General features: G+C 74.4%; 19 protein-coding genes and 1 rRNA gene. 18 read left to right on the top strand and 2 right to left on the bottom strand.

Annotated features, from left to right (window positions below; genetic code table 11):
- The first annotated feature begins 7 nt into the window (after positions 1 to 7).
- Positions 8 to 124 (top strand): 5S ribosomal RNA (gene rrf, locus E1182_RS18245).
- A 91-nt stretch (positions 125 to 215) separates the two neighbouring features.
- Here rrf and E1182_RS31185 read toward each other — a convergent pair.
- Positions 216 to 1,664 (bottom strand): hypothetical protein, encoded by a 1,449-nt coding sequence (locus E1182_RS31185; protein ID WP_165942648.1) that lies wholly within the window; start codon positions 1,662 to 1,664, stop codon positions 216 to 218.
- Between E1182_RS31185 and E1182_RS18240 the strand changes: the two genes are divergently transcribed.
- A complete protein-coding gene (locus E1182_RS18240; protein ID WP_243706283.1) occupies positions 1,641 to 2,570 on the top strand; it encodes a lipopolysaccharide assembly protein LapB in 930 nt (309 codons plus the stop codon). The genes E1182_RS31185 and E1182_RS18240 overlap by 24 nt on opposite strands.
- Positions 2,567 to 3,586, top strand: a complete 1,020-nt coding sequence (locus tag E1182_RS18235) for an HAD-IIA family hydrolase (protein WP_132266840.1) — start codon at positions 2,567 to 2,569, stop codon at positions 3,584 to 3,586. Before E1182_RS18240 ends, E1182_RS18235 begins: the two co-directional genes overlap by 4 nt.
- Before the next feature lie 89 nt (positions 3,587 to 3,675).
- On the opposite strand, the gene E1182_RS18230 is transcribed toward E1182_RS18235, so the two are convergent.
- Positions 3,676 to 4,011, bottom strand: coding sequence for an SCP2 sterol-binding domain-containing protein (locus E1182_RS18230; RefSeq protein ID WP_132266838.1), 336 nt, complete (start codon positions 4,009 to 4,011; stop codon positions 3,676 to 3,678).
- Positions 4,012 to 4,122: 111 nt separating this feature from the next.
- Here E1182_RS18230 and E1182_RS18225 point away from each other — a divergent pair, with 111 nt between their 5' ends.
- The 15 genes from E1182_RS18225 to E1182_RS18155 form a co-directional block, all read left to right on the top strand.
- Positions 4,123 to 4,701 (top strand): phasin family protein, encoded by a 579-nt coding sequence (locus tag E1182_RS18225; RefSeq protein ID WP_132266836.1) that lies wholly within the window; start codon positions 4,123 to 4,125, stop codon positions 4,699 to 4,701.
- Positions 4,702 to 4,729: 28 nt separating this feature from the next.
- Entirely contained in the window at positions 4,730 to 4,978 is a 249-nt protein-coding gene (locus E1182_RS18220; protein ID WP_132266833.1) for a hypothetical protein, read from the top strand.
- 20 nt (positions 4,979 to 4,998) lie between these two features.
- Entirely contained in the window at positions 4,999 to 5,871 is an 873-nt protein-coding gene (locus E1182_RS18215; RefSeq protein ID WP_132266831.1) for a TlyA family RNA methyltransferase, read from the top strand.
- 80 nt (positions 5,872 to 5,951) lie between these two features.
- Complete coding sequence (locus E1182_RS18210; RefSeq protein ID WP_132266829.1) at positions 5,952 to 6,836, top strand: NAD kinase; 885 nt, start codon at positions 5,952 to 5,954, stop codon at positions 6,834 to 6,836.
- A gap of 96 nt (positions 6,837 to 6,932) precedes the next feature.
- The gene (gene recN, locus E1182_RS18205; RefSeq protein WP_132266827.1) at positions 6,933 to 8,690 is read left to right on the top strand and encodes a DNA repair protein RecN; all 1,758 of its coding nucleotides are present in this window, start codon (positions 6,933 to 6,935) and stop codon (positions 8,688 to 8,690) included.
- A 119-nt stretch (positions 8,691 to 8,809) separates the two neighbouring features.
- Complete coding sequence (gene steA / locus E1182_RS18200; RefSeq protein ID WP_132266824.1) at positions 8,810 to 9,988, top strand: putative cytokinetic ring protein SteA; 1,179 nt, start codon at positions 8,810 to 8,812, stop codon at positions 9,986 to 9,988.
- A gap of 27 nt (positions 9,989 to 10,015) precedes the next feature.
- A complete protein-coding gene (locus tag E1182_RS18195; RefSeq protein ID WP_132266821.1) occupies positions 10,016 to 10,954 on the top strand; it encodes a copper transporter in 939 nt (312 codons plus the stop codon).
- Positions 10,955 to 11,018: 64 nt separating this feature from the next.
- Positions 11,019 to 11,879, top strand: coding sequence for a hypothetical protein (locus E1182_RS18190; RefSeq protein ID WP_132266842.1), 861 nt, complete (start codon positions 11,019 to 11,021; stop codon positions 11,877 to 11,879).
- 1 nt (position 11,880) lies between these two features.
- Positions 11,881 to 13,557 carry a murein biosynthesis integral membrane protein MurJ gene (gene murJ / locus E1182_RS18185; protein ID WP_132266819.1) on the top strand — a complete coding sequence of 559 codons (1,677 nt, stop codon included), beginning with the start codon at positions 11,881 to 11,883 and terminating at the stop codon, positions 13,555 to 13,557.
- Positions 13,554 to 14,720 carry a glycosyltransferase family 4 protein gene (locus tag E1182_RS18180; RefSeq protein WP_132266816.1) on the top strand — a complete coding sequence of 389 codons (1,167 nt, stop codon included), beginning with the start codon at positions 13,554 to 13,556 and terminating at the stop codon, positions 14,718 to 14,720. The genes murJ and E1182_RS18180 overlap by 4 nt, the downstream gene beginning before the upstream one ends.
- Positions 14,720 to 17,071 (top strand): hypothetical protein, encoded by a 2,352-nt coding sequence (locus E1182_RS18175; protein WP_132266814.1) that lies wholly within the window; start codon positions 14,720 to 14,722, stop codon positions 17,069 to 17,071. The genes E1182_RS18180 and E1182_RS18175 overlap by 1 nt, the downstream gene beginning before the upstream one ends.
- A gap of 147 nt (positions 17,072 to 17,218) precedes the next feature.
- Complete coding sequence (locus E1182_RS18170; protein WP_132266811.1) at positions 17,219 to 18,979, top strand: CTP synthase; 1,761 nt, start codon at positions 17,219 to 17,221, stop codon at positions 18,977 to 18,979.
- Complete coding sequence (locus E1182_RS18165; RefSeq protein ID WP_132266808.1) at positions 18,976 to 19,581, top strand: NUDIX domain-containing protein; 606 nt, start codon at positions 18,976 to 18,978, stop codon at positions 19,579 to 19,581. The genes E1182_RS18170 and E1182_RS18165 overlap by 4 nt, the downstream gene beginning before the upstream one ends.
- Positions 19,582 to 19,924: 343 nt before the next feature.
- Positions 19,925 to 21,040, top strand: a complete 1,116-nt coding sequence (ald, locus tag E1182_RS18160) for an alanine dehydrogenase (protein WP_132266806.1) — start codon at positions 19,925 to 19,927, stop codon at positions 21,038 to 21,040.
- Positions 21,037 to 21,407 (top strand): site-specific integrase (locus E1182_RS18155; protein WP_165942649.1); only part of this gene is annotated, 371 nt, incomplete at its 3' end. The genes ald and E1182_RS18155, both read left to right, overlap by 4 nt.

Genomic DNA, 21,407 nt, shown 5'->3' with positions numbered 1-21,407 from the left:
ATAGTGTTACGGCGGTCATGGCGGAGGGGAAACGCCCGGTAACATTCCGAACCCGGAAGCTAAGCCCTCCAGCGCCGATGGTACTGCACTCGTGAGGGTGTGGGAGAGTAGGACACCGCCGGACAATCTTCCAGTCGAGGGCCGCCCCATTCCGGGTCGGCCCTCGACTGCGTAGCGCCGTTGGTGGCGCAATGAGGAAGGATGTACCCGTGAGTTCAGCACCGCAGGGCGGAGACCGTCCACGCCGTTACGAGGACCGAGCCGACCGCCCTGAAGGGCGGGGTGCCGGCCCGCGCCGGGACGACCGTCCCCCGTACCGCGGAGACCGTGACGATCGAGGCGGGCAGCGGGGCGGCTCCGGCGCCGACCGCGGCGGCCGTGACAGCGGGGGCTACCGCGGCGGTGACCGCCGTGAGGGTGGTTTCCGCCGCGATGGTGACGCTCCGCGCGCCGGTGGCTTCCGCAGCGGTGAGCGTCGTGAGGGTGGCTTCCGCGGCGGCGAGGCCCCCCGCGAGGGTGGCTTCCGCGGCGGTGAGCGTCGTGAGGGTGGCTTCCGTTCCGGCCCGCGTGAGGGTGGTTTCCGCCGCGATGGTGACACTCCGCGTACCGGTGGCTTCCGCGACGGTGAGCGCCGTGAGGGTGGTTTCCGCAGCGGCGAGCGTCGCGAGGGCGGCTTCGGCGGCGGTGACCGTCGCGAGGGTGGCTTCCGTTCCGGTCCCCGCGAGGGCGGCTTCCGCCGTGACGGTGACACGCGCGGCGGTGACCGTCGTGAGGGCGGGTACCGCTCGGGTCCCCGTGAGGGTGGTTTCCGCCGTGACGGCGAGGCGCCGCGTGGCGGTGAGCGCCGTGAGGGTGGTTTCCGCCGGGACGGCGAGGCCCCGCCCGGTGGTGGCTTCCGTGACGGCGAACGCCGTGAGGGCGGCTACCGGGGTGGTGACCGTCGTGAGGGCGGTGGCTTCCGCGGTGGCGAGCGTCGTGAGGGCGGCTACCGGGGCGGCGAGGCCCCCCGTGAGGGTGGCTTCCGCGGCGGCGACCGCCGTGAGGGTGGTTTCCGCCGGGACGGCGAGGCCCCGCGCGGTGGTGGCTTCCGTGACGGCGAACGCCGTGAGGGCGGCTACCGGGGTGGTGACCGTCGTGAGGGTGGTTTCCGCCGCGACGGCGAGGCCCCGCGTGGCGGTGACCGTCGTGAGGGCGGTGGCTTCCGCGGCGGCGAGCGTCGTGAGGGCGGTTTCCGCGGCGGCGAGGCCCCCCGTGAGGGTGGCTTCCGCGGCGGCGAGCGTCGCGAGGGCGGCTTCCGCGGCGGCGACCGCCGTGAGGGCGGCTACCGGGGCGGCGAGCGTCGTGAGGGTGGCGACCGGGGCGGCGAGCGTCGTGAGGGTGGCGACCGGGGCGGCGAGCGTCGTGAGGGTGGCGACCGACCCGACCGGGGCGCCGACCGCGGCGGCTACGGTGACCGGCCGCGTCGTGACGACCGGCGAGGCTTCGAGGACCGGCGTCGCGAGGGTGGCTTTGGCCTCGACCGGGAGCGGCAGGACGAGGCCGAGGGCGGTCGTGCGGTCGCGCCGGCGCTGCCGGACGAGATCTCCGCGACCGACCTCGACACCGCCGTCCGCGCCGAACTGCTTTCCCTGAACAAGCCGGTGGCGGAGACCGTCGCCCGGCACCTGGTAGCGACGGGCCAGCTGATCGACGAGGATCCGGCCGAGGCGCTGGCGCACGCGATGGCGGCCCGCCGGCTGGCCGCGCGGATCTCCGCGGTGCGGGAGGCGGTCGGACTGGCCGCGTACCACGCGGGAGAGTGGCAGACCGCGCTCGCCGAGTTGCGGACCTACCACCGGATGACCGGGTTGCAGAGCCACCTGGCGGTGCTGGCCGACTGCGAGCGGGCGCTGGGGCGCCCGGAGCGGGCCATCGACCTGTTCCGGGGCGCCGACCGGGCGAAGCTCGACCCGGCGATGGGGATCGAACTGCTGATCGTGGCGGCCGGTGCCCGTGGTGACCTCGGCCAGAAGGAGGCCGCGGTCGCGATGCTCCAGGTCCCCGAGCTGACCGCCGACGCGGCCGAGCCGTGGACGGCCCGGCTGCGTTACGCGTACGCGGACGCGCTGCTGGCGGTTGGACGCCGTGAGGAGGCCCGGGAGTGGTTCTCCCGCGCTGCCGACGTGGACGCCGACGGCCAGACCGACGCCGCAGAACGGCTGCTGGAACTCGACGGGGTGGTCATCGAGGGCGACGAGGACGACGACGAGACGGCCGAGGAGATCGCGGCGGGTCCGGGTACCCCGGGCGCCGCGCCCGCCCGACCGGACGCGAATCTGACCGTCGCCGCCGGAGACCTCGCCGGTGAGGACCAGGACGTCCTCGGCGAGGGCGAGGAGGACGACCTCGCCCCCGGTGCCGCAGCGCCCGACGAGCAGGCTGGTGTGGCGACCGACGAGCAGGCCGGCGGTGAGCAGGTCGCGCCGGTCGACCGGGCGGTGCCCGGCGGCGCGCCCCAGGTCGAGTTCCGGGCCGACGCGCCGGCCGAGCAGCCGACGGGCGGCGACGGATCGGAGCCGGGTCAGCGATGAGCGAGGTCGCCGGGGACCGGCTGGTCGACGGGTACGAACTGGTCGTCTTCGACCTGGACGGGGTCATCTACCTGATCGACCGGCCGATTCCCGGCGCGGTCGAGGCGGTCGGTCGGCTGCACGCCGAGGGCCGCTCGGTCGCGTACGCGACCAACAATGCCTCCCGGCGCTCCAGTGAGGTCGCCGACCTGCTCACCGGCATGGGCGTGCCGGCTTCGCCGGACGAGGTGCTGACCTCCGCGGCGGCCGCCGCCGAACTGCTCCGGGACCGGTTTCCGACCGGCGCCCCGGTGCTCGTCGTGGGCGCGGAAGCGCTGCGCGCCGAGGTCCGCGCCGTCGGGCTCACCCCCGTGACCCGTGCCGACGAGTCGCCGGTCGCGGTGGTCCAGGGGTACGGCCCGCAGGTGGGCTGGGTCGATCTGGCCGAGGCGGCGGTCGCCGTGCGCGGCGGCGCGACCTGGATCGCCACCAACACCGACCGGACCCTACCCAGCGGTCGTGGCCCGTTGCCCGGCAACGGTTCACTGGTGGCGGCGCTGCGCCACGCGCTGGACCGGGCCCCTGACCTGGTCGTCGGCAAGCCGGAACCGGCCCTGTTCGCCACCGCCGCCCGCCGGGCGGGGCAGGGGCGCACCCTGGTGGTCGGCGACCGGTTGGACACCGACATCGAGGGAGCCCGCCGCGCCGGGCTGGACAGCCTGCTGGTGCTGACCGGCGTCAGCGACGTACCCGAGCTGCTGGCCGCACCGCCGTGGCGGCGACCCACGTACGTGGCGAAGGACCTGGCCGGGCTCTTCGACCCGGCGGCCGTCGTGGAGGTTGCGGGAAAGCCGTCAGCCGAGGGCTGGTCCGCGACCGTGACCGGCGACGGGTTGCAGCTGCACGGCGCGGGACGCCCGCTGGACGCCCTCGTGGTGCTCTGTGCGGCCGCCTGGTCCGTCGAGTCGAAGCCGGCCGTGCGACCAGGGACACCGGAGGCGCGACGGGCCCTGGAAGCGCTCGGTGTGCCGGCCTGACCGTCGTTGGAGCCGCGGCCGCCCGGGGTGGTTGCCGGGCGACCGGTCCGGGACGAGCGGCCTCCACCACCGGCGCACGGCCTGCTCCCTCAGAGCAGTTTGCGGAGCTTCATCAGGTCGAACGGGTTGGCCTTGAGGGAAACCCGGCGGGCGGCGATCGCCTTGGTGATGTCGAGTTGCCCGCGCACCAGGGCGAGTAGATCGTCGCTGTTGGCCACCAGGGCGATCTTGGCTTTCGAGTCGTCGCCGTCGGCCAGGTCGACCAGCCGGCCGCCGGCGAGCCGGCCGTGGAACGCCGTGTCCAGGTCGGTGATCCGGCAGGCGAGTGTGCGGTCCAGATCGATCCTGCCCTGCACGTCGGCGTGCCGGTCCAGCCGGGCCGCCAGATCCCGCAACGCCTGTCGGCACTCGTCCACGCTGGCCACGTCGCCTCCCTTGTCGCGCCACGCCGCTTCCCGGCACCGTACCGCAATGGGGTGTCCGGGGCTCCCGGTAGCGTGAGACCCGCACATCCCGCCCCGCGGAAGGATTCAGGCATGCAGGACGCGTGGCGCGCCTACCTCGAGCTGGCCATGGGCCTGACGGAGGCGCCCCGGAAGAAGGCCCAGGAGGCCGTGCGGCGCGTCGTCGGGACCAGCGGCGCCACCGCCGCCCAACTCCAGGCGCTCGCCGAGGAACTCGTCTCCACCGGGGCGGCCAACCGGGAGGCGTTGACCAAGCTGGTCCGCTTCGAGGTGGACCGGGCACTCGGTGCGGTGGGGCTCGCCACGGCCGACGAGGTGGCCGAGCTGACCCGCCGGGTGCACGAGCTGGAACGCCAGCTCCGCGAGGCCAGGGGCGGCCCGGGAAACGCCTCGACATCCCCCGCTGACCTGGCCGGGGCCGGTGCGCCGGCGGATGCGGGCAGCGACACCGGTACGCCGGGCGGTTCCGCGCCGGTCCCGGCCCCCACCCAGGCCGTCGCGAAAAAGGCTGTGGCCAAGAAGGCCGTGGCCAAGAAGGCCGTGGCGAAGAAGCCGCCCGCCGTGGTCTCCACCACACCGGGCGAAAACCGGGTGGCCGCGCCGGCGAAGAAGGCCGCGCCGCGCAAGCGGACCACGGGCGGCGCGGAATGACCGGCGGGTACCCGCGCGGCGGGCGGTCGTGAGCGGCCCGTTCCGGCCGGGTCCGCCGCCCGGCGCTCGGCCCGGCCCGCCACCTGTGCCGCGTCCCGGCCCGCCGACGGGCTTCACCCCGCCGGACGAGGTCGGCGAGGCGCACCACCCGGCCGTGGACGCCGCCGTCCAGGCGATGACCAACGCAGCGGGGCTGCCCCCGGCCGACCAGATCGCCCAGTACGAGGCGGCGTACCAGACGCTGCGGGAGACCCTCGCCACCATCGACCAGGCCTGACCGACCGGAGAACCACCCCCATGGCACGTCGTACCCGCCTCGACGCCGAACTCGTCCGCCGCGGTCTGGCCCGCTCCCGGGAGCAGGCCGTCGCCCTGGTGGAAGCCGGCCGGGTCCAGCTGCGTGGGGTGCCGGCGCGCAAGCCCGCCGCGATGGTCGACCCCGCCGATCCGCTGCTGGTCACCGGGGAGAACCCCACCGACGAGTACGTCTCGCGTGGCGGCCACAAGCTCGCCGGCGCGCTCGCCGCGTTCGGCCCGGGCGGGCTGACCGCCGTTGGTCGGCGCTGCCTCGACGCCGGTGCCTCCACCGGAGGTTTCACCGACGTGCTGCTGCGCGCCGGTGCCGCCGAGGTGGTGGCGGTGGACGTCGGTTACGGGCAGCTCGCCTGGCCGTTGCGCACCGACGAGCGGGTACGGGTCTTCGAGCGGACCAACGTCCGTACCCTGACCCCGGAGATCATCGGCGGTGAGGTCGACCTGACGGTGGCCGACCTGTCGTTCATCTCGCTGCGTCTGGTGCTGCCGGCGCTGGCCGGCTGTACCCGGGCCGATGGCGACCTCGCCCTGATGGTCAAGCCGCAGTTCGAGGTCGGCAAGGAACGGGTGGGTGCCGGCGGCGTGGTCCGTGATCCGGCGCTGCGCGCCGAGGCCGTGCTCGACGTCGCCGCGGCGGCGGCGCGGCTCGGCCTGGGGCTGGCCGGCGTGGCCGCGAGTCCGCTGCCCGGGCCGAGCGGCAACGTCGAGTTCTTCGTATGGTTACGGCGGGGCGCGGCGGCGGCCGATCCGCAGCGGGTACGGGCGGTGGTGGCCGCCGGACCCGAGGGCGTGCCGCCGTCCGGCCCCGCGCCGCAGGCGGATCCTCCAGATGTCCGGGTGAGCGACGAGGCTTAGCCCGGTAAGCGGATACGAGAGGCTGGTCCGGTGAGTGTCAGCGACTGTGTGAGCCCGCGCACCGACGGGCGGGTGGAGCGGTGAGCCGCACCGCCCTGCTGGTGACCCACACCGGTCGCCGGCGCAGCACCGAGCACGCCCGGGCGGTTGCCGCCGACCTCATTGCCGCCGGCTTCGAGGTGCGGGTGGTGGCCGAGGAGGCCGACGACCTCGACCTGCCGGGGGTCGTGCCGGTGGCCGGGCCGGAGGCGGCCGAGGGTGCCGAGATCGTCTTCGCCCTCGGCGGCGACGGCACCTTCCTGCGCGCGGCGGAGCTGGCCCGCCCGGCGAAGGCGCCGCTGCTCGGTATCAATCTCGGCAAGGTCGGTTTCCTCGCCGAGGCCGAGATCAACGACCTGGACGTCGCGGTCCGTGATGTGGTGGGCCGCAACTACAGGGTGGACGAACGACTCACCCTCGACGTCACCGCCGAATTCGACGGCGGCCCGACCATCGAGTCCTGGGCGCTGAACGAGATCAGCGTGGAGAAGGGCGAGCGGGCCCAGATGCTGGAGCTGCTCGTCGACGTGGACGGTCGGCCGCTGTCCCGGTACGGCTGTGACGGCGTGGTCTGCGCGACCCCCACCGGCTCCACCGCGTACGCCTTCTCCGGCGGCGGACCGGTGGTCTGGCCGGAGGTGGAGGCGCTGCTGCTGGTGCCGATCAGCGCGCACGCGTTGTTCAGCCGTCCGCTGGTGACCGCGCCCGACTCGACCTTCGCCATCACCGTGGACCCGTTCACCACCCTCGCGGTGCTGTGCTGCGACGGCCGGCGGGTGTTCGACCTGCCGCCGGGAGCCCGGGTGACGGTGCGGCGCGGTGCGCTGCCGGTGCGCATCGTCCGGCTGCGGGACCGGCCGTTCACCGACCGGTTGGTCGCCAAGTTCGACCTGCCGGTGCAGGGGTGGCGCGGCAGTCGACGGTGACGGCTCGACCGGCTCGGTGAGCTCCGGGGCCGGCTTGTCCACAGCCGGGTGGTGCCGGCTGGCAACTGTCGGGGCCCGCGTCTACTGTCGGGTGCTGTGCTGGAAGAGCTGCGCATCACCGGACTGGGCGTCATCGAGGACACCACCCTGCCGTTGACCGGCGGGATGAACGTCATCACCGGCGAGACCGGTGCCGGCAAGACGATGGTGGTGACCGGTCTCGGGCTGCTCTTCGGTGGCCGGGCCGACGCCGGGCGGGTGCGGGCCGAGCCAGGCCGCGCGGTGGTCGAGGGTCGGCTGCGCCTGGGCGGCCCGGTTGCCGACGTGGTGCACGCCCGCATCGTCGAGGCCGGTGGGGAGCCCGACGAGGACGGTTCGCTGCTGATGAGCCGTACGGTCACCGTGGAGGGTCGGTCCCGGGCCCACCTGGGTGGCCGGAGCATGCCGGTGTCCATGCTCGGCGAGGTCGGCGAGCAGGTGGTGGCCGTGCACGGCCAGTCCGACCAGCTGCGCCTGCTGCGCCCGGCCGAGCAGCGGGCCGCGCTGGACCGGTTCGCCGGTCCGGAGCACGAGAAGCTGCTCGACGCGCTGCGCGAGGCGTACACGCGGTGGCGGCACGTGGTCGATGACCTGGCCGACCGGCGGCGCAACGCCCGCGCCCGCCACCAGGAGGCCGACCTGTTGCGGCTCGGTCTCGACGAGATCACCCGGGTCGATCCGCAGCCGGGCGAGGACGACGAGCTGAAGGCCGAGGCGCAGCGGCTGGAGCACGCCGAGGGGCTGCGTACCGCCGCCCAGCTGGCCCACCAGTGCGTGGCCGGCGGGGTGGAAGCCGCCGACGACACACCGGACGCCACGGCGCTGCTGGGCGCGGCCCGGCGCACCCTGGAGGCGCAGGCCGGCACGGACCCGGCCCTCGGTGAGCTGGCGGGCCGGCTGGAGGAGGCGGCCACCCTGGTCGCCGACGTCTCCGCCGAGCTGTCGGCGTACCTCGCGGCGCTGGACGCCGACCCGGCCCGGTTGCAGGTTGTCTACGAACGGCGGGCCGCCCTGCGCGCGTTGACCCGCAAGTACGCCGACGACGTCGACGGGGTGGTGGCCTGGGCGCAGCGGGCCCGCGCCCGATTGTCCGACCTGGACACCTCTGACGATCTGCTCGATGAGCTGGACCGGGAGGCGACCCGGCTCGCCGCTGAGGTGGCCGACCTGGCCGGCCGGGTCTCGGCGTCGCGGCAGGAGGCGGCGACCCGGTTCGCCGAGCAGGTGACCGTGGAGCTGGCGGGGCTGGCCATGCCGCACGCCCGCATCGAGGTGGCCGTGCTGCCCCGGTCGGCGGGCCGGTCGGAGCCCACCCTGACGGTCGACGGTGCCGAGGTCGGCGTCGGCCCGGATGGCGCCGACGAGGTGGAGCTGCGGTTGCTGGCGCATCCGGGCGCGCCGTCGTTGCCGTTGCAGCGGGGCGCCTCCGGTGGTGAGCTGTCCCGGGTGATGCTCGCCATCGAGGTGGTCTTCGCCGGTTCCGGCGGGCCGCCCACGCTGGTCTTCGACGAGGTGGACGCCGGGGTCGGTGGCCAGGCGGCGGTGGAGATCGGCCGGAGGCTGGCCCGGCTGGCCCGCAGTCACCAGGTGCTCGTCGTGACCCACCTGCCGCAGGTCGCCGCGTTCGCCGACCGGCACCTGGTGGTGGCGAAGGACACCGGTGGCGCGGTGACCACCAGCGGGGTGCGGGTGGTGGAGGACACCGAGCGGGCCCGTGAGCTGGCCCGGATGCTCGCCGGTTTGCCGGACTCGGATCTGGGTATCGCTCACGCCGAGGAACTCCTGGCCGTGGCGGCCCGGGAAAGGCGGCTCTGACCGGCGCTATTGTGAGCAGAGGCACACCGGCCCGGGCTCTGGTGTGCTTCCCTGGGTAGGCGGCCCTGCTCAGGCATGTCGCGACAGAAAACCCTGCCTCACATGCCAGGATGGTCACGATGCGTCTACCCACGTTGCGCCGGACCCGGAACGCGGAACCGGGCTCAGTTCTCGGCACCGCACGTCTGGACCGCCGCACGAAGCGGCTGGTCGGCCGGCTCCGCCCCGGCGACATCGCAGTGATCGACCACGTCGATCTGGACCGGGTGGCGGCCGACTCGCTGGTCGCCGTGGGCGTCGCGGCGGTCCTGAACGCCAAGCCGTCGGTTTCCGGCCGGTACCCGAACCTCGGGCCCGAGGTGCTGGTGGCTGCCGGCATTCCGCTCCTGGACGACCTGGGTGAGGGGATCTTCGAGCGGGTCCGGGAGGGGGACACGGTCCGGATCGAGGGCAACACCGTGTACCTCGGCGACGAGCCGGTGGCGCACGGTGAGCTGCAGGACGCCGAGACCGTGGCCAAGGCGATGGCCGACGCCCGGGAGGGGCTGTCGGTGCAGTTGGAGGCGTTCGCCGCCAACACGATGGACTACCTCCGGCAGGAACGTGACCTGCTGTTGGACGGGGTGGGCGTACCGGACATCCAGACCCAGGTCCAGGGCCGGCACTGCCTGATCGTGGTCCGTGGCTACGACTACAAGGCCGACCTGGACGTGCTGCGGCCGTACATCCGGGAGTTCAAGCCGGTGTTGATCGGCGTGGACGGTGGGGCGGACGCGCTGGTCGAGGCGGGTTACACCCCCGACATGATCATCGGGGACATGGATTCGGTCACCGACGACGTGCTGCGCTGCGGCGCCGAGGTGATCGTGCACGCGTACCCGGACGGGCGGGCACCCGGCCTGGCCCGGGTCAACGGGCTCGGTGTCCCGGCGATCACCTTCCCGGCCGCCGCCACCAGCGAGGACCTGGCGATGCTGCTGGCCGACGAGAAGGGGGCCTCGTTGCTGGTCGCGGTCGGTACCCACGCCACCCTGGTGGAGTTCCTGGACAAGGGGCGCGGCGGCATGGCGTCCACCTTCCTGACCCGGCTCAAGGTCGGCGGCAAGCTGGTGGACGCCAAGGGGGTCAGCCGGCTCTACCGGCAGAGCATCTCCGGCTCGTCGCTGCTGCTGCTGGTGCTGTCGGCGATCGCCGCGATGGCCTCCGCGGTGGCGGTCTCCACGGTCGGGAAGGCGTATTTGGGCGTGGTCTCCGAGTGGTGGGACAATTTGGTGTTCCAGCTCGGCCAGCTCTTCTAGCTCCCGACCGATCAAGAGGCTGCAAGCGTGATCAACTTCCGGTACCACGTGGTGTCCCTGACCGCGGTCTTCCTGGCGTTGGCCATCGGCCTGGTGGTCGGCACAGCCGCCCTCAACGGCCCGGTGGCCGACTCCCTCAACGAGACGGTCAACGGGCTGCGCAAGGACAACCAGCAGATGCGCCAGTCGGTCAACAGCATGCAGCGGGAGCTGGAGCTGGAAGAGGAGTACGCCGCGCAGATGGCGGAGGTGTTCCTGCCGGGCAGGCTCGCCGACAAGCGGGTGCTGGTGCTGCGGATGCCGACCGGGCAGGACCACACCGAGGGCGTGCTGAAGATGCTGGAACTCGCCGGCGCCAAGGTGACCGGCCGGGTCGACGTCCAGGACAAGTTCATCAACCCGGACAACAACACCAACCTGATGGAGTTGGCCGTCACCGCCGCCCGGCCCACCGCGCCCGCCTCGGCGCTGCCCGGCAACGGCAACGGGGTGGAGACCTCCAGTGCCCTGCTGGCCAGCGTGCTGCTCGACCGGCCCCAGGGCACCCCGGCGGTGACCGAGGCGGACCGCAGGGCGGTGCTGACCGCGTACTCCAACGCCGGCTACCTGACCGCGGAGAACCAGATCACCGGCCCGGCCGAGGCCGTCGTGGTGGTCAGCGGCCAGCCCTACGTCGACAAGGACTCCGCCAAGAAGGACGAGTCGGTGGTGAAGGTCGCCGAGCAGTTCGACCGCACGGGCGCCATCGTCGTCGCCGGCAACGGCTCCACCGGCGGCAACCTGGTGTCGGTCGTCCGTGGCGACCCGGTGCTGGCTCAGACCATCTCCACCGTCGACAACGCCAACACCGCGCAGGGGCAGTTGGTCACCGTCCTCGCCCTGGTGCAGCAGCTCACCGAGAAGAAGGCCGGTCAGTACGGCGTCGGCGACAACGCCGCGGAGCTCCTGCCTAGACTGCTCCAGTGAGCGAACGACGTACCCCGGTGACCGGAACACCGTCGCGCGTGTGCACCGGAGGTGCCGGGTGAGCATGATCTCCAGGCTGCTGGCCGCCGCGGCCGGTGCCGCCACCGCCCGGTACGCGCTGCGGGAGATCCGTACCGCCCCGGTCGGGCCGGCACTGGAACGCACCAACTTCCGAGGTCGTACCGTCACCCTGGCCGCCGGCCCGGCGCTGGCCGTCGGCGCGGCCGGCGCCGCAGCGCTCGGCGCGTCCAGCGGCCCGGCCGGTGCGGCCGCCCTGGTGGCCGGGCTGGGCTCGGGCGCGGTCGGCCTCTACGACGACGTGGTCGGCGCCCGGCCGGAGCAGAAGGCCGCCAAGGGGTTCACCGGTCACCTCGCCGCGTTGCGCGAGGGACGGGTCACCGCCGGCATGGCGAAGGTCGTCGGCGTCGGGGCCGCCGGGCTCGGCGCGGCGGCGCTGCTCGCCGCCGACCCCCGGGTCGCCGCGCACCGCCGCCGGCAGCGGCAGGGAACCTTCGGTCGGGCCGTCGACGTGCTGCTCGGCGCCGGCGTGGTGGCCGGCACGGCGAACCTGGTCAACCTGCTGGACCTGCGCCCCGGGCGGGCGCTCAAGTCCGGTCTGCTGCTCGGTGTCCCCTTGACGGGCGGCCCGCACGGCGGCATCGCCGCCGGGGCCGTCGGCGCGGCGTCCGGCCTGCTCGGCGAGGACCTCGACGAGCAGGTGATGGTTGGCGACAGCGGTGCCAACGCCCTCGGCGCGCTGCTCGGCGTGGCCCTGGCCGCCCGTACCGGGCCGCTCGGCCGGGCCGGCATCCTCGCCGTGCTGGCCGGGCTCACCGCCGCCAGTGAGAAGGTCAGCTTCACGGCCGTCATCCAGCGCACCCCCGGGCTGCGCGAGCTGGACGAGCTGGGTCGGCGATCCGACTGACGTGAGCAGACCGGCACCCCTCGCCGACGCCGGCCGGGTGGCCGGGGCGGCCGCCCTCATCGCCGTCCTGACCGTGGTCGCCCGCCTCGCCGGCTTCGGCCGCACCGCCGTGTTCAGTTGGGTCGTCGAACGCAGCGACCTCGGCGGCATGTACGTCGTCGCGAACACCGTCCCCAACATCATCTTCGAGATCGTGGCCGGCGGGGCGCTGGCGAGCCTGGTCGTACCGCTGCTCGCCGGCCCGGCCGAGGCCGGTGACCGGCGGACGGTGGCCGCCGTCACCGGATCGCTGCTGACCTGGATGCTGACCCTGCTGGTGCCGCTCGCGGCGCTGGTCGTGCTCTTCGCGGACCCGATCGTCGGGCTGATCAGCGACGCCCGCTCACCGGCCGAACTCGCGGCCGGCGCCCGGATGCTGCGGGTCTTCGCCCCGCAGTTGCCGCTCTACGGCATCGGCATCGTGCTGACCGGCGTGCTCCAGGCACACCGGCGCTTCGCCTGGCCGGTGATCGCGCCGCTGCTGTCCAGCCTCACCGTCGTCGTGGTGTACCTGGTCTTCGGCGCCGGCGAGGGGCGGGGCGCCAGCATCGCCGAGGTGAGCCGCGGCGGCGAACTGCTCCTCTCCGGCGGCACCACTCTCGGCGTGGTGGTGCTGTCGCTGTCGCTGCTGATTCCGGTGCGCCGGTTGGGGCTGCGGCCACGCCCCGGCTACCGGTTCCCCGCCGAGGCCCGGGCCAAGGTCGGCGCACTGGCGGCGGCCGGCGCCGTCACGGTCACCGCCCAGCAGCTCGCGCTCGTCGTCATCCTCAACCGGGTCTCCGGCGGGCCGACCGGTTCACCGCAGGTCTACAACCTGGCGCAGACCATGTACCTGCTGCCCTGGGCGGTGCTCGCGGTGCCGCTCGCCGTCGCCGCGTACCCGACCCTGGCCACGGCCGCCACCGGCGGTGACGAGGCGGGCTACCGGCGGACCCTGGCCCCGGCGGTGCGCGGTGTGCTGCTGTTCAGCTTGCTGGGCACGGCCGCGCTGGTCGGCACCGCCGAGGCGGTCGGCGCGTTCTTCCCGCTGGGCACGGCGGCGACCGCCGCCGGCATCGTCGGCTTCGCTCCCGGCCTGGTCGGCTACGGGCTCTTCGCGGTGCTCTCGCGCGCGCTCTACGCGCGCGGTGCCGCCCGGGTGGCCACCGTCGCCATCACCGTCGGCTGGCTCGCCGTGCCGGTGGCGGCGGTACCGTTGGCCGCGCTGCTGCCCCGGGCCGACCGGGTGCTGGCCGTCACCCTGGCCAACTCGGTCGGCATGCTGCTGCTGGGCGGGCTGCTGCTCACCGCGGTCGCCCGGGTCGCCGGCCGGTCCGCGCTGGCCGGGACGGGCCGGGCCGCCGCCGCCGGGCTGGCCGCCGCCGGGCTCGCCGCTCCCGCCGGCTGGTTCGCCGCCCGGTGGCTCGCCGGCGACGACACCCCGACGACAGCGCAGGCGCTCGCGCAGGGCATGCTGTCCGGGGTCGTGGTGGGGGCGGTGTTCCTCGCTGTGGCCTGGCTGACCGACCGGCCCGACGTGCAGCCGCTGCTCGGCGGGGTGCTGCGCCGGCTCGGCCTCCGGCGCCGGCACACCCCACCCGGCCCGCCGGACGGCAGCTTTCCGGAACGGGGCGACGGGAAGGAGACGGTCTCCCCATGACCGACGCGACCTCGCCAGCCCGCTGGTCGGGCACGGTCGTCCTGCTGCTCGCCTCGAGCACCGGCGGGGTGGGCCAGCACGTACGCTCGGTGGCCCGCGGCCTCACCGCGGCCGGAGCCTCCGTGCTGGTCTGCGGACCCGCCGCCACCCAGGACCAGTTCGACTTCACCGGCGTCGGGGCCCGCTTCACCCCGGTGCAGATCCCGGCCAGCCCCACCCCGGCCGACGTCCGGGCCGTCGCCGCACTGCGCCGGGCCCTGGCCGCCGAGACCATCCAGGTGGTGCACGCCCACGGGCTGCGCGCCGGGCTGGTCGCCACGCTCGCCCGACCCGCCGCGCCGGTGGTCGTCACCTGGCACAACGCGGTGCTCGCCGGTGGGCTGCGCGGTCAGCTGTCCCGGCTCGCCGAGCGGATCGTCGCCCGGTCCGTCCGGGTGGCGCTGGGTGCCTCCCGCGACCTGGTGGCGCGGGCCGCCGCGCTGGGTGCGGCCGACGCCCGGTTCGCCCCCGTCGCCGCGCCGCCACTGCCCGCGCCACGCCGACGCCGGGCCGCCGTGCGGGCCGAGTTCGGTGTCGCCACCGACCAACCGCTGATCCTCTCCGTCGGCCGGCTGCACCCGCAAAAACGGTACGACGTGCTGGTCGACGCCGCGGCCCGCTGGCGGAGCCGCAACCCGCCCCCGGTCGTCGTGGTCGCCGGCAGCGGACCGGCCTACCTGCAGCTGGCCGCCCGGATCTCCGCCGCCCGGGCACCGGTGACGCTGCTCGGCCACCGCACCGACATCGCCGACCTGCTCGCCGGCGCCGACGTGGCGGTGGTGACCAGTGACTGGGAGGCCCGGCAGCTCTTCGCGCAGGAGGCGCTGCGGGCCGGCGTACCGCTGGTGGCCACCGCGGTGGGCGGGCTGCCGGAGTTGGTCGGTGACGCGGCGTTGCTGGTGCCGGCGGGCGACGTCGACGCGGTGGACGCGGCGGTGCGGCGCCTGCTCGACGACGCCAGCCTCCGGGCCGACCTGGCCCGGCGCGGCACCGAACAGGCCGCCCGCTGGCCGGACGAGGAGGACACCGTCGCTGCCCTGGTCGCGCTCTACGCGCAGGTGGCCCCCGACAGTGCCGGGCCGGCCACCCCCGACGCGGACACCCCGTCGACGGGACGCCGGTGATGCTGCGCAGACTCACCCCGATCCTGCTCACCCTGCTGGTGGTGGTGCTCGGCGTGACCGCCCTGGCGGCCCGCCCGGACGGCAACGCCCCCCGGCGCACCGCCGACTTCGTGGTGCTCGTCGGCGTGGTCGGCCTGCGCTGGGAGGACGTCAACGCGCAGACCACCCCCACGTTGTGGCGGATGGCCCAGGAAGGTTCCATCGGGTCGCTGTCCACCCGTTCCGCGCGCCGCCCGACCTGCCCGGTCGACGGTTGGCTCACGCTCGGTGCGGGCAGCTACGCCGCGTGGAACGGCAGCCGGCCCCCGGGCGTCTGCCCGCCCGCCGACGTCACCGTCGAACAGCCGGACCGGATCGGCGCGAACCTGCCGCAGCAGGAGAGCGTGGTCGCCTACAACCAGGACCGGCTGCCCTGGGGGGCGGTGCCCGGGTCGTTGGCGGAGTCGGTGCGCTGCTCGGTGGCGATCGGTCCGGGCGCCGCTGTCGCCGCCGCCCGCCCCTTCGGCCGGGTCGACCGGTACGCCGCGCAACTGCCCGCCGACCCGGCGGACCTGCTCGGCTCCTGCGTGCTCAGCATCGTCGACCTCGGCAGCGTCACCGGCGACGACCCGGTCGCCCGGGCCGCCGAGGCGCGCCGGGCGGACACCGCGCTGGCCACCGTGCTGGCCGCCCGCCCGCCCCGCTCCCTGGTCGTCGTCGCCGGGGTCTCCGACGTGGCCGCACCGGCGCGGCTGCACGTCGCGGTCGCCGACGGGCCCGGCTTCGAGAAGGGCTGGCTCACCTCGGCCAGCACCGCCCGGGAAGGCTACCTGCAACTGATCGACCTGGCACCGACGGCGCTGTCCGCGCTCGGGCGACCGATGCCCGAACGACTGTTCCTGGGACGGCCGGCGGTCGGGGTCGACGGCCGGCCGGACGACCTGCCCGCCGCGATCACCGCCACCGCCGACGCCGACCGGGAGGCCGGCGCCCAGCGGACCGTGGCCGGCTGGTTCTTCACCCTGCTCGCCTTGGCCGAGGTGGCACTCTTCGTCGCCGTGCTGCCGCTGCTGCGCCGGGCCCGCCGGCACGCCGGCCCGCACGGTCCACGGCCGGTCTCCCGGCGGGTGGTGGCCGCCGTAGAACTGCTGCTGGTCGCCGTCGCCCTCGCCGTCCCGGCGGCCCTGCTGGCCGACGCCGTTCCCTGGTGGCGTGGTGACCACGCCGGCTGGTGGTTCGCGTTGGTGACCCTGGCCCTGATCGGCGGGGCCACCGCGTTGGTGCGCTTCGCTCCCGGTCACGAACGGACCCTCGGTCCGCTCGGCGCGGTCGCCGGGCTGGCCACCCTGGTCGTCGGTGCCGACGTGCTCAGCGGGGCCCGGTTGCAGCTCAACGGCGTGGTCGGTTACTCGGCTCTGGAGGGCGGCCGGTTCGCCGGTCTGGGCACGGTGGGCCTCGGCGTGTTCCTGGCCGCCGGGTTGCTCGGGGCCGGTTGGCTCGCCCAGCGGGTCCGGCGTGAGTGGCGGCCCATGGTGATGGTCGCCGTCGGCGGCGTCGCCGTGGTGGTGGTCGGCAGCCCCTACCTGGGCGCCGACCCGATCGGTGCGGTGGCCCTGACCGCCGGGGTGGCGGTGGCGGCGGCGATCAGCACCGGCGGCTGGTTGACCATGAGCCGGCTGGTCTGGGCCACGATGGCCGGTCTGGCGTTGACCGTCGGGTACGCCGTGACGGACGCCCGTCGCCCGGCCGAGGAACGGGGCAGCCTCGGCCGGTTCCTCGCCGCGCTCGGCGACGGTACCGGTGGGCTGACCCTGCACCGCTCCAGCACCGCCAACTTCGAGACGCTGGTGAACAGCCCACTGACCGTGCTGGCCGTACTGGGTGCCCTGCTGGTCTGGTTCGCGCTGCTCCAGCCGTGGGGCGGCCTGATGCGGCTGTTCGGCATCTATCCCGCGATCCGGGCGGCGATGGCCGGCACCGCGGTCGCGTCGGTGATCGGCGGGGTGCTCGGCGGCGCGGCCCTGGACGTGGCCGGCGCGGCCGGCGCGCTGGCGGTGCCGATGGCGGCACTGGCGTCGCTGCGGGTGCTTGACCACTCCACCGACCGCACCCTGCCGGGCGAGAGCCGGGAGCGCGGCGACGGGCCGGACGGGTCGGGCGGTGGCGGGCTGCCCGGCGGCGGTGCGGTGCCCGGCGCAGCCGACCGGGGACCGGCCCCGGCGGAGGCCGGGCCCGGCGACGACGCCGACGGGAAGCGCGACGGCGGCCGGACGGCGGGGGAGGGCGAGGCCCGGTCCGGGGGACCGGCCGTGCCGTCCGCCCGGAAACCCGAGCCGGCGGAGCGGCCCTCGACCGAGGTCGCGGCGGGTTGACCCCGCGGTTGCAGGGTGTGCGGGGCCGGGTGCACCGCCGGCCCCTGGCCGGAGAGGTGTTACCGTGGAATCCCGTGGATCGCGTGATCACTTTGCTGATCGGCACGGCGGTTCGCACGACCGCTACGGACGACACGGGAGCAGGCCTTGGCCCCTTCAGCACGGACGACCAGGCACATTTTCGTCACCGGGGGCGTCGCCTCCTCGCTGGGTAAGGGCCTCACCGCCTCCAGCCTCGGCAACCTGCTGACCGCCCGCGGCATGCGCGTGGTGATGCAGAAGCTCGACCCGTACCTCAACGTCGACCCCGGGACGATGAACCCGTTCCAGCACGGGGAGGTGTTCATCACCGAGGACGGCGCGGAAACCGACCTCGACGTCGGGCACTACGAGCGGTTCCTTGACCGGGACCTGTCCGGCAAGGCGAACGTCACCACCGGCCAGATCTACTCCGACGTGATCGCCAAGGAGCGGCGCGGCGAGTACCTCGGCGACACCGTGCAGGTCATCCCGCATATCACCAACGAGATCAAGGCACGGATTCTCGGCATGGCCGACCCGGACGCCGACGGCCACACCCCGGACGTGGTGATCACCGAGGTCGGCGGCACGGTCGGCGATATCGAGTCGCTGCCCTTCCTGGAGGCGATCCGTCAGGTTCGCCACGACCTGGGCCGGGACAACTGCTTCTACCTGCACGTGTCGTTGGTGCCGTACCTGGCCCCGTCGGGAGAGCTGAAGACCAAGCCCACCCAGCACTCGGTGGCGCAGTTGCGCAGCATCGGCATCCAGCCGGACGCGCTGGTGCTGCGCTGCGACCGGGACATTCCGGACAAGGTCAAGGAGAAGCTCTCCCTCTACTGCGACGTGGACCGCGAGGCGGTCACCGCCGCACCGGACGCGCCCAGCATCTACGACATCCCGAAGGTGTTGCACCGCGAGGGCCTCGACGCGTACGTGGTGCGCCGGCTCGGGCTGTCCTTCCGCGACGTCGACTGGACCAGCTGGGACGACCTGCTCGACCGGGTGCACCAGCCGCACCACACGGTCACGGTCGCGGTGGTCGGCAAGTACGTGGACCTGCCCGACGCGTACCTGTCGGTCAGCGAGGCGATCCGGGCCGCCGGCTTCGGCCACCGGGCCCGGGTGCAGCTGCGCTGGGTGCCCAGCGACGACTGCGTCACCCCGTCCGGCGCGGCGGCGGCCCTGGCCGGCGTCGACGGCATCGTCATTCCCGGCGGGTTCGGCGTACGCGGCATCGAGGGCAAGATCGGCACGGCCCGGTACGCCCGGGAGAACGCCGTGCCGCTGCTCGGCCTCTGCCTCGGCCTGCAGTGCATGACCATCGAGGTGGCCCGGCACCTCGCCGGCCTGGACGGGGCGAACTCGGTGGAGTTCGACGAGCAGGCCCGGCACCCGGTCATCGCCACCATGGCCGACCAGGAGGACATCGTCGCGGGCAAGGGCGACCTGGGTGGCACCATGCGGCTCGGGGCCTACCCGGCGAAGCTTGCCGAGGGCTCCATCGTCGCCGAGGCGTACGGCAGCACCGAGGTCAGCGAGCGGCACCGGCACCGGTACGAGGTGAACAACGCCTACCGGGAGCAGTTGACCAAGGCCGGCCTGCACATCTGCGGCACCTCGCCGGACGGCCGACTGGTGGAGTTCGTCGAGCTGGACCGCAGCCTGCACCCGTTCTTCGTGGCCACCCAGGCGCACCCGGAGCTCAAGAGCCGCCCGACCCGCCCGCATCCGCTGTTCGCGGCGTTCGTCAAGGCCGCCGTGGCGTACTCCGAGGCCGACCAGCTCCCGGTCGACCTGGACCACGTGGCGGAGACCCCGGCGGCTGCGACGGCGCAGAAGGCGGCCCGCAACGGTGCCTCGGTGACCGCGGCGTCGGCGTCGTGAGCGCCGTCGAGCACCGCTACGAGCTGCGGTCGCGCACCGAGCGCTACCAGGGGCGGATCTTCGACGTGGTCACCGACGAGGTGACCATGCCCGGCGGTGGCACCGCGACGCGCGACTACGTCCGGCACGTCGGCGCGGTCGCCGTGGTGGCGTTGGACGAGGCCGGTCAGGTGGTGCTGGTCCGGCAGTACCGGCAGCCGGTCGGCCGGCACCTGTGGGAGCTGCCGGCCGGGCTGATGGACGTCGACGGCGAGGAGCTGCCGGCCGCCGCGGCGCGGGAACTGGCCGAGGAGGCGGACCTGACCGCCGGCACTCTCGACCTGCTGGTGGACGTGCACACCTCGCCCGGCTTCTCCGACGAGGTGGTCCGGGTCTTCCTCGCCCGCGACCTGGCCGAGGTCCCCGCCGACCGGCGGCACCGGCGGCGCGAGGAGGAGGCCGACATCCAGATTGTCCGGCTCGACCTCGACGAGGCGGTCGGCATGGTGCTGGCCGGGGAGATCACCAACGGGCCGTGCGTGGCCGGGCTGCTGGCCGCCGCCCGGGCCCGCGACGCCGGCTGGTCGGTGCTGCGCCGGGTCGACGCCCCGCTGCCGCGCTGATCCGGGTACGTCGGGAGGGGCCGCCGCGTCGTGTCGTGCGGCCCCTCCCGCGTGTTCGTCCGGGGCACGACGCACGGGCCGCCAGCGTGCCGGCCCGGAGATGAGCCGCCGGACGGCGGTTCCGAGCGGCGACGCTCGTCCGGTGCGACGATGAGGGTGAACGCCGCCGTACACCTGACACATCGTCAGGCGTGACGCGCGCCGGGTGTCACAGTGTGGGCGCCCGGGGCGAGCGGGCACGCCTAGACTGCCGCCGGCGGGACCGGTCGACCGCGCCGGCAACGGGGCCGGAGGCGGGGCCGCGCAGTCGGGGACGAGTAGCCCCGGAGAGAGGTGTCTGATCGTGAAGGTCGGAATCCCACGCGAGGTCAAGAACCACGAGTACCGCGTGGCGATCACGCCGGCGGGCGTCAACGAGTTCGTCCGCCACGGCCACCAGGTCTTCGTCGAGTCCGGTGCCGGCCTCGGGTCGAGCATCGGCGACGACGAGTTCGCCGCCGCCGGTGCCAAGATCCTGGCCGGTGCGGACGAGGTGTGGGACACCGCGGAGCTGGTGCTCAAGGTCAAGGAGCCGGTCGCCGAGGAGTACCACCGGATGCGCGCCGGCCAGGTGCTCTTCACCTACCTGCACCTGGCCGCCTCGAAGGAGTGCACCGACGCGCTGGTCGACCGCCGGGTCACCGGGATCGCGTACGAGACCGTCGAGCTGCCCGACCGGTCGCTGCCGCTGCTCGCCCCGATGTCCGAGGTCGCCGGCCGGCTCGCCCCCCAGGTGGGCGCCTTCTACATGATGCGGACCGGCGGTGGGCGGGGTGTGCTGCCCGGCGGCGTCTCCGGCGTGTACGCGGCCAAGACCGTGGTCATCGGCGCGGGCGTGTCCGGCATGAACGCCGCCGCCATCGCGCTGGGCCTGCAGTCCGAGGTGCTGCTGCTGGACAAGAACGTGGCCAGGCTGCGTCAGGCCGACGCCATCTACCGGGGTCATCTGCAGACCATCGCCTCCAACGCGTACGAGATCGAGCGGGCGGTGCTCGACGCGGACCTGGTCATCGGCGCGGTGCTGGTGCCCGGCGCGAAGGCCCCGAAGCTGATCTCCAACGAGTTGGTGAGCCGGATGAAGCCGGGCAGCGTGCTCGTCGACATCGCCATCGACCAAGGCGGCTGCTTCGAGGACTCGCGCCCCACCACGCACGCCGACCCGGTCTACCGGGTGCACGAATCGATCTTCTACTGCGTGGCGAACATGCCCGGCGCGGTGCCGAACACCAGCACCTACGCGCTGACCAACGTCACCCTGCCGTACGCCCTGGAGCTGGCCGACCACGGTTGGCGGCAGGCGCTGCGCAGCGACCCGGCGCTGGCGCTGGGCCTGAACACCCACGACGGGCGGGTCGTCTACGGCCCGGTCGCCGAGGCGCACGGACTGGACGTCCTGCCGCTGGCCGAGGTGCTGAGCTGACCGGTACCCGGCAGCGGGCCGGCGCGGGCGGGGAACCCGCGCCGGCCCTGCGTCGTGCCGTCCGCGGTTACCTCGACCACCTCACCGTCGAGCGTGGGCTGTCGGCGAACACGCTTTCGTCGTACCGCCGGGATCTGGCACGCTACCTCGACACCCTGACCGCGGCCGGGGTGACCGACCTGGCCGCCGTCGACGCCGGGCAGGTCGAGGCCCACCTGGCGCGACTGCGGGCCGGGGACGACGGGCACCCGCCGCTGGCCGTGTCGTCGGCCGCCCGGGCCGCGTCGGCGGTTCGCGGGCTGCACCGGTTCGTGGTGCGCGAGGGGCTGGCCGGCGCCGACCCGAGCCGGGACGTCCGCCCACCCAC

This window comes from Micromonospora sp. KC721 (assembly GCF_004348355.1).
Lineage (GTDB): Bacteria > Actinomycetota > Actinomycetes > Mycobacteriales > Micromonosporaceae > Micromonospora.
Note: the sequence above shows the minus strand (reverse complement) of the source record. Positions and strands in the feature narration are given on the sequence as shown.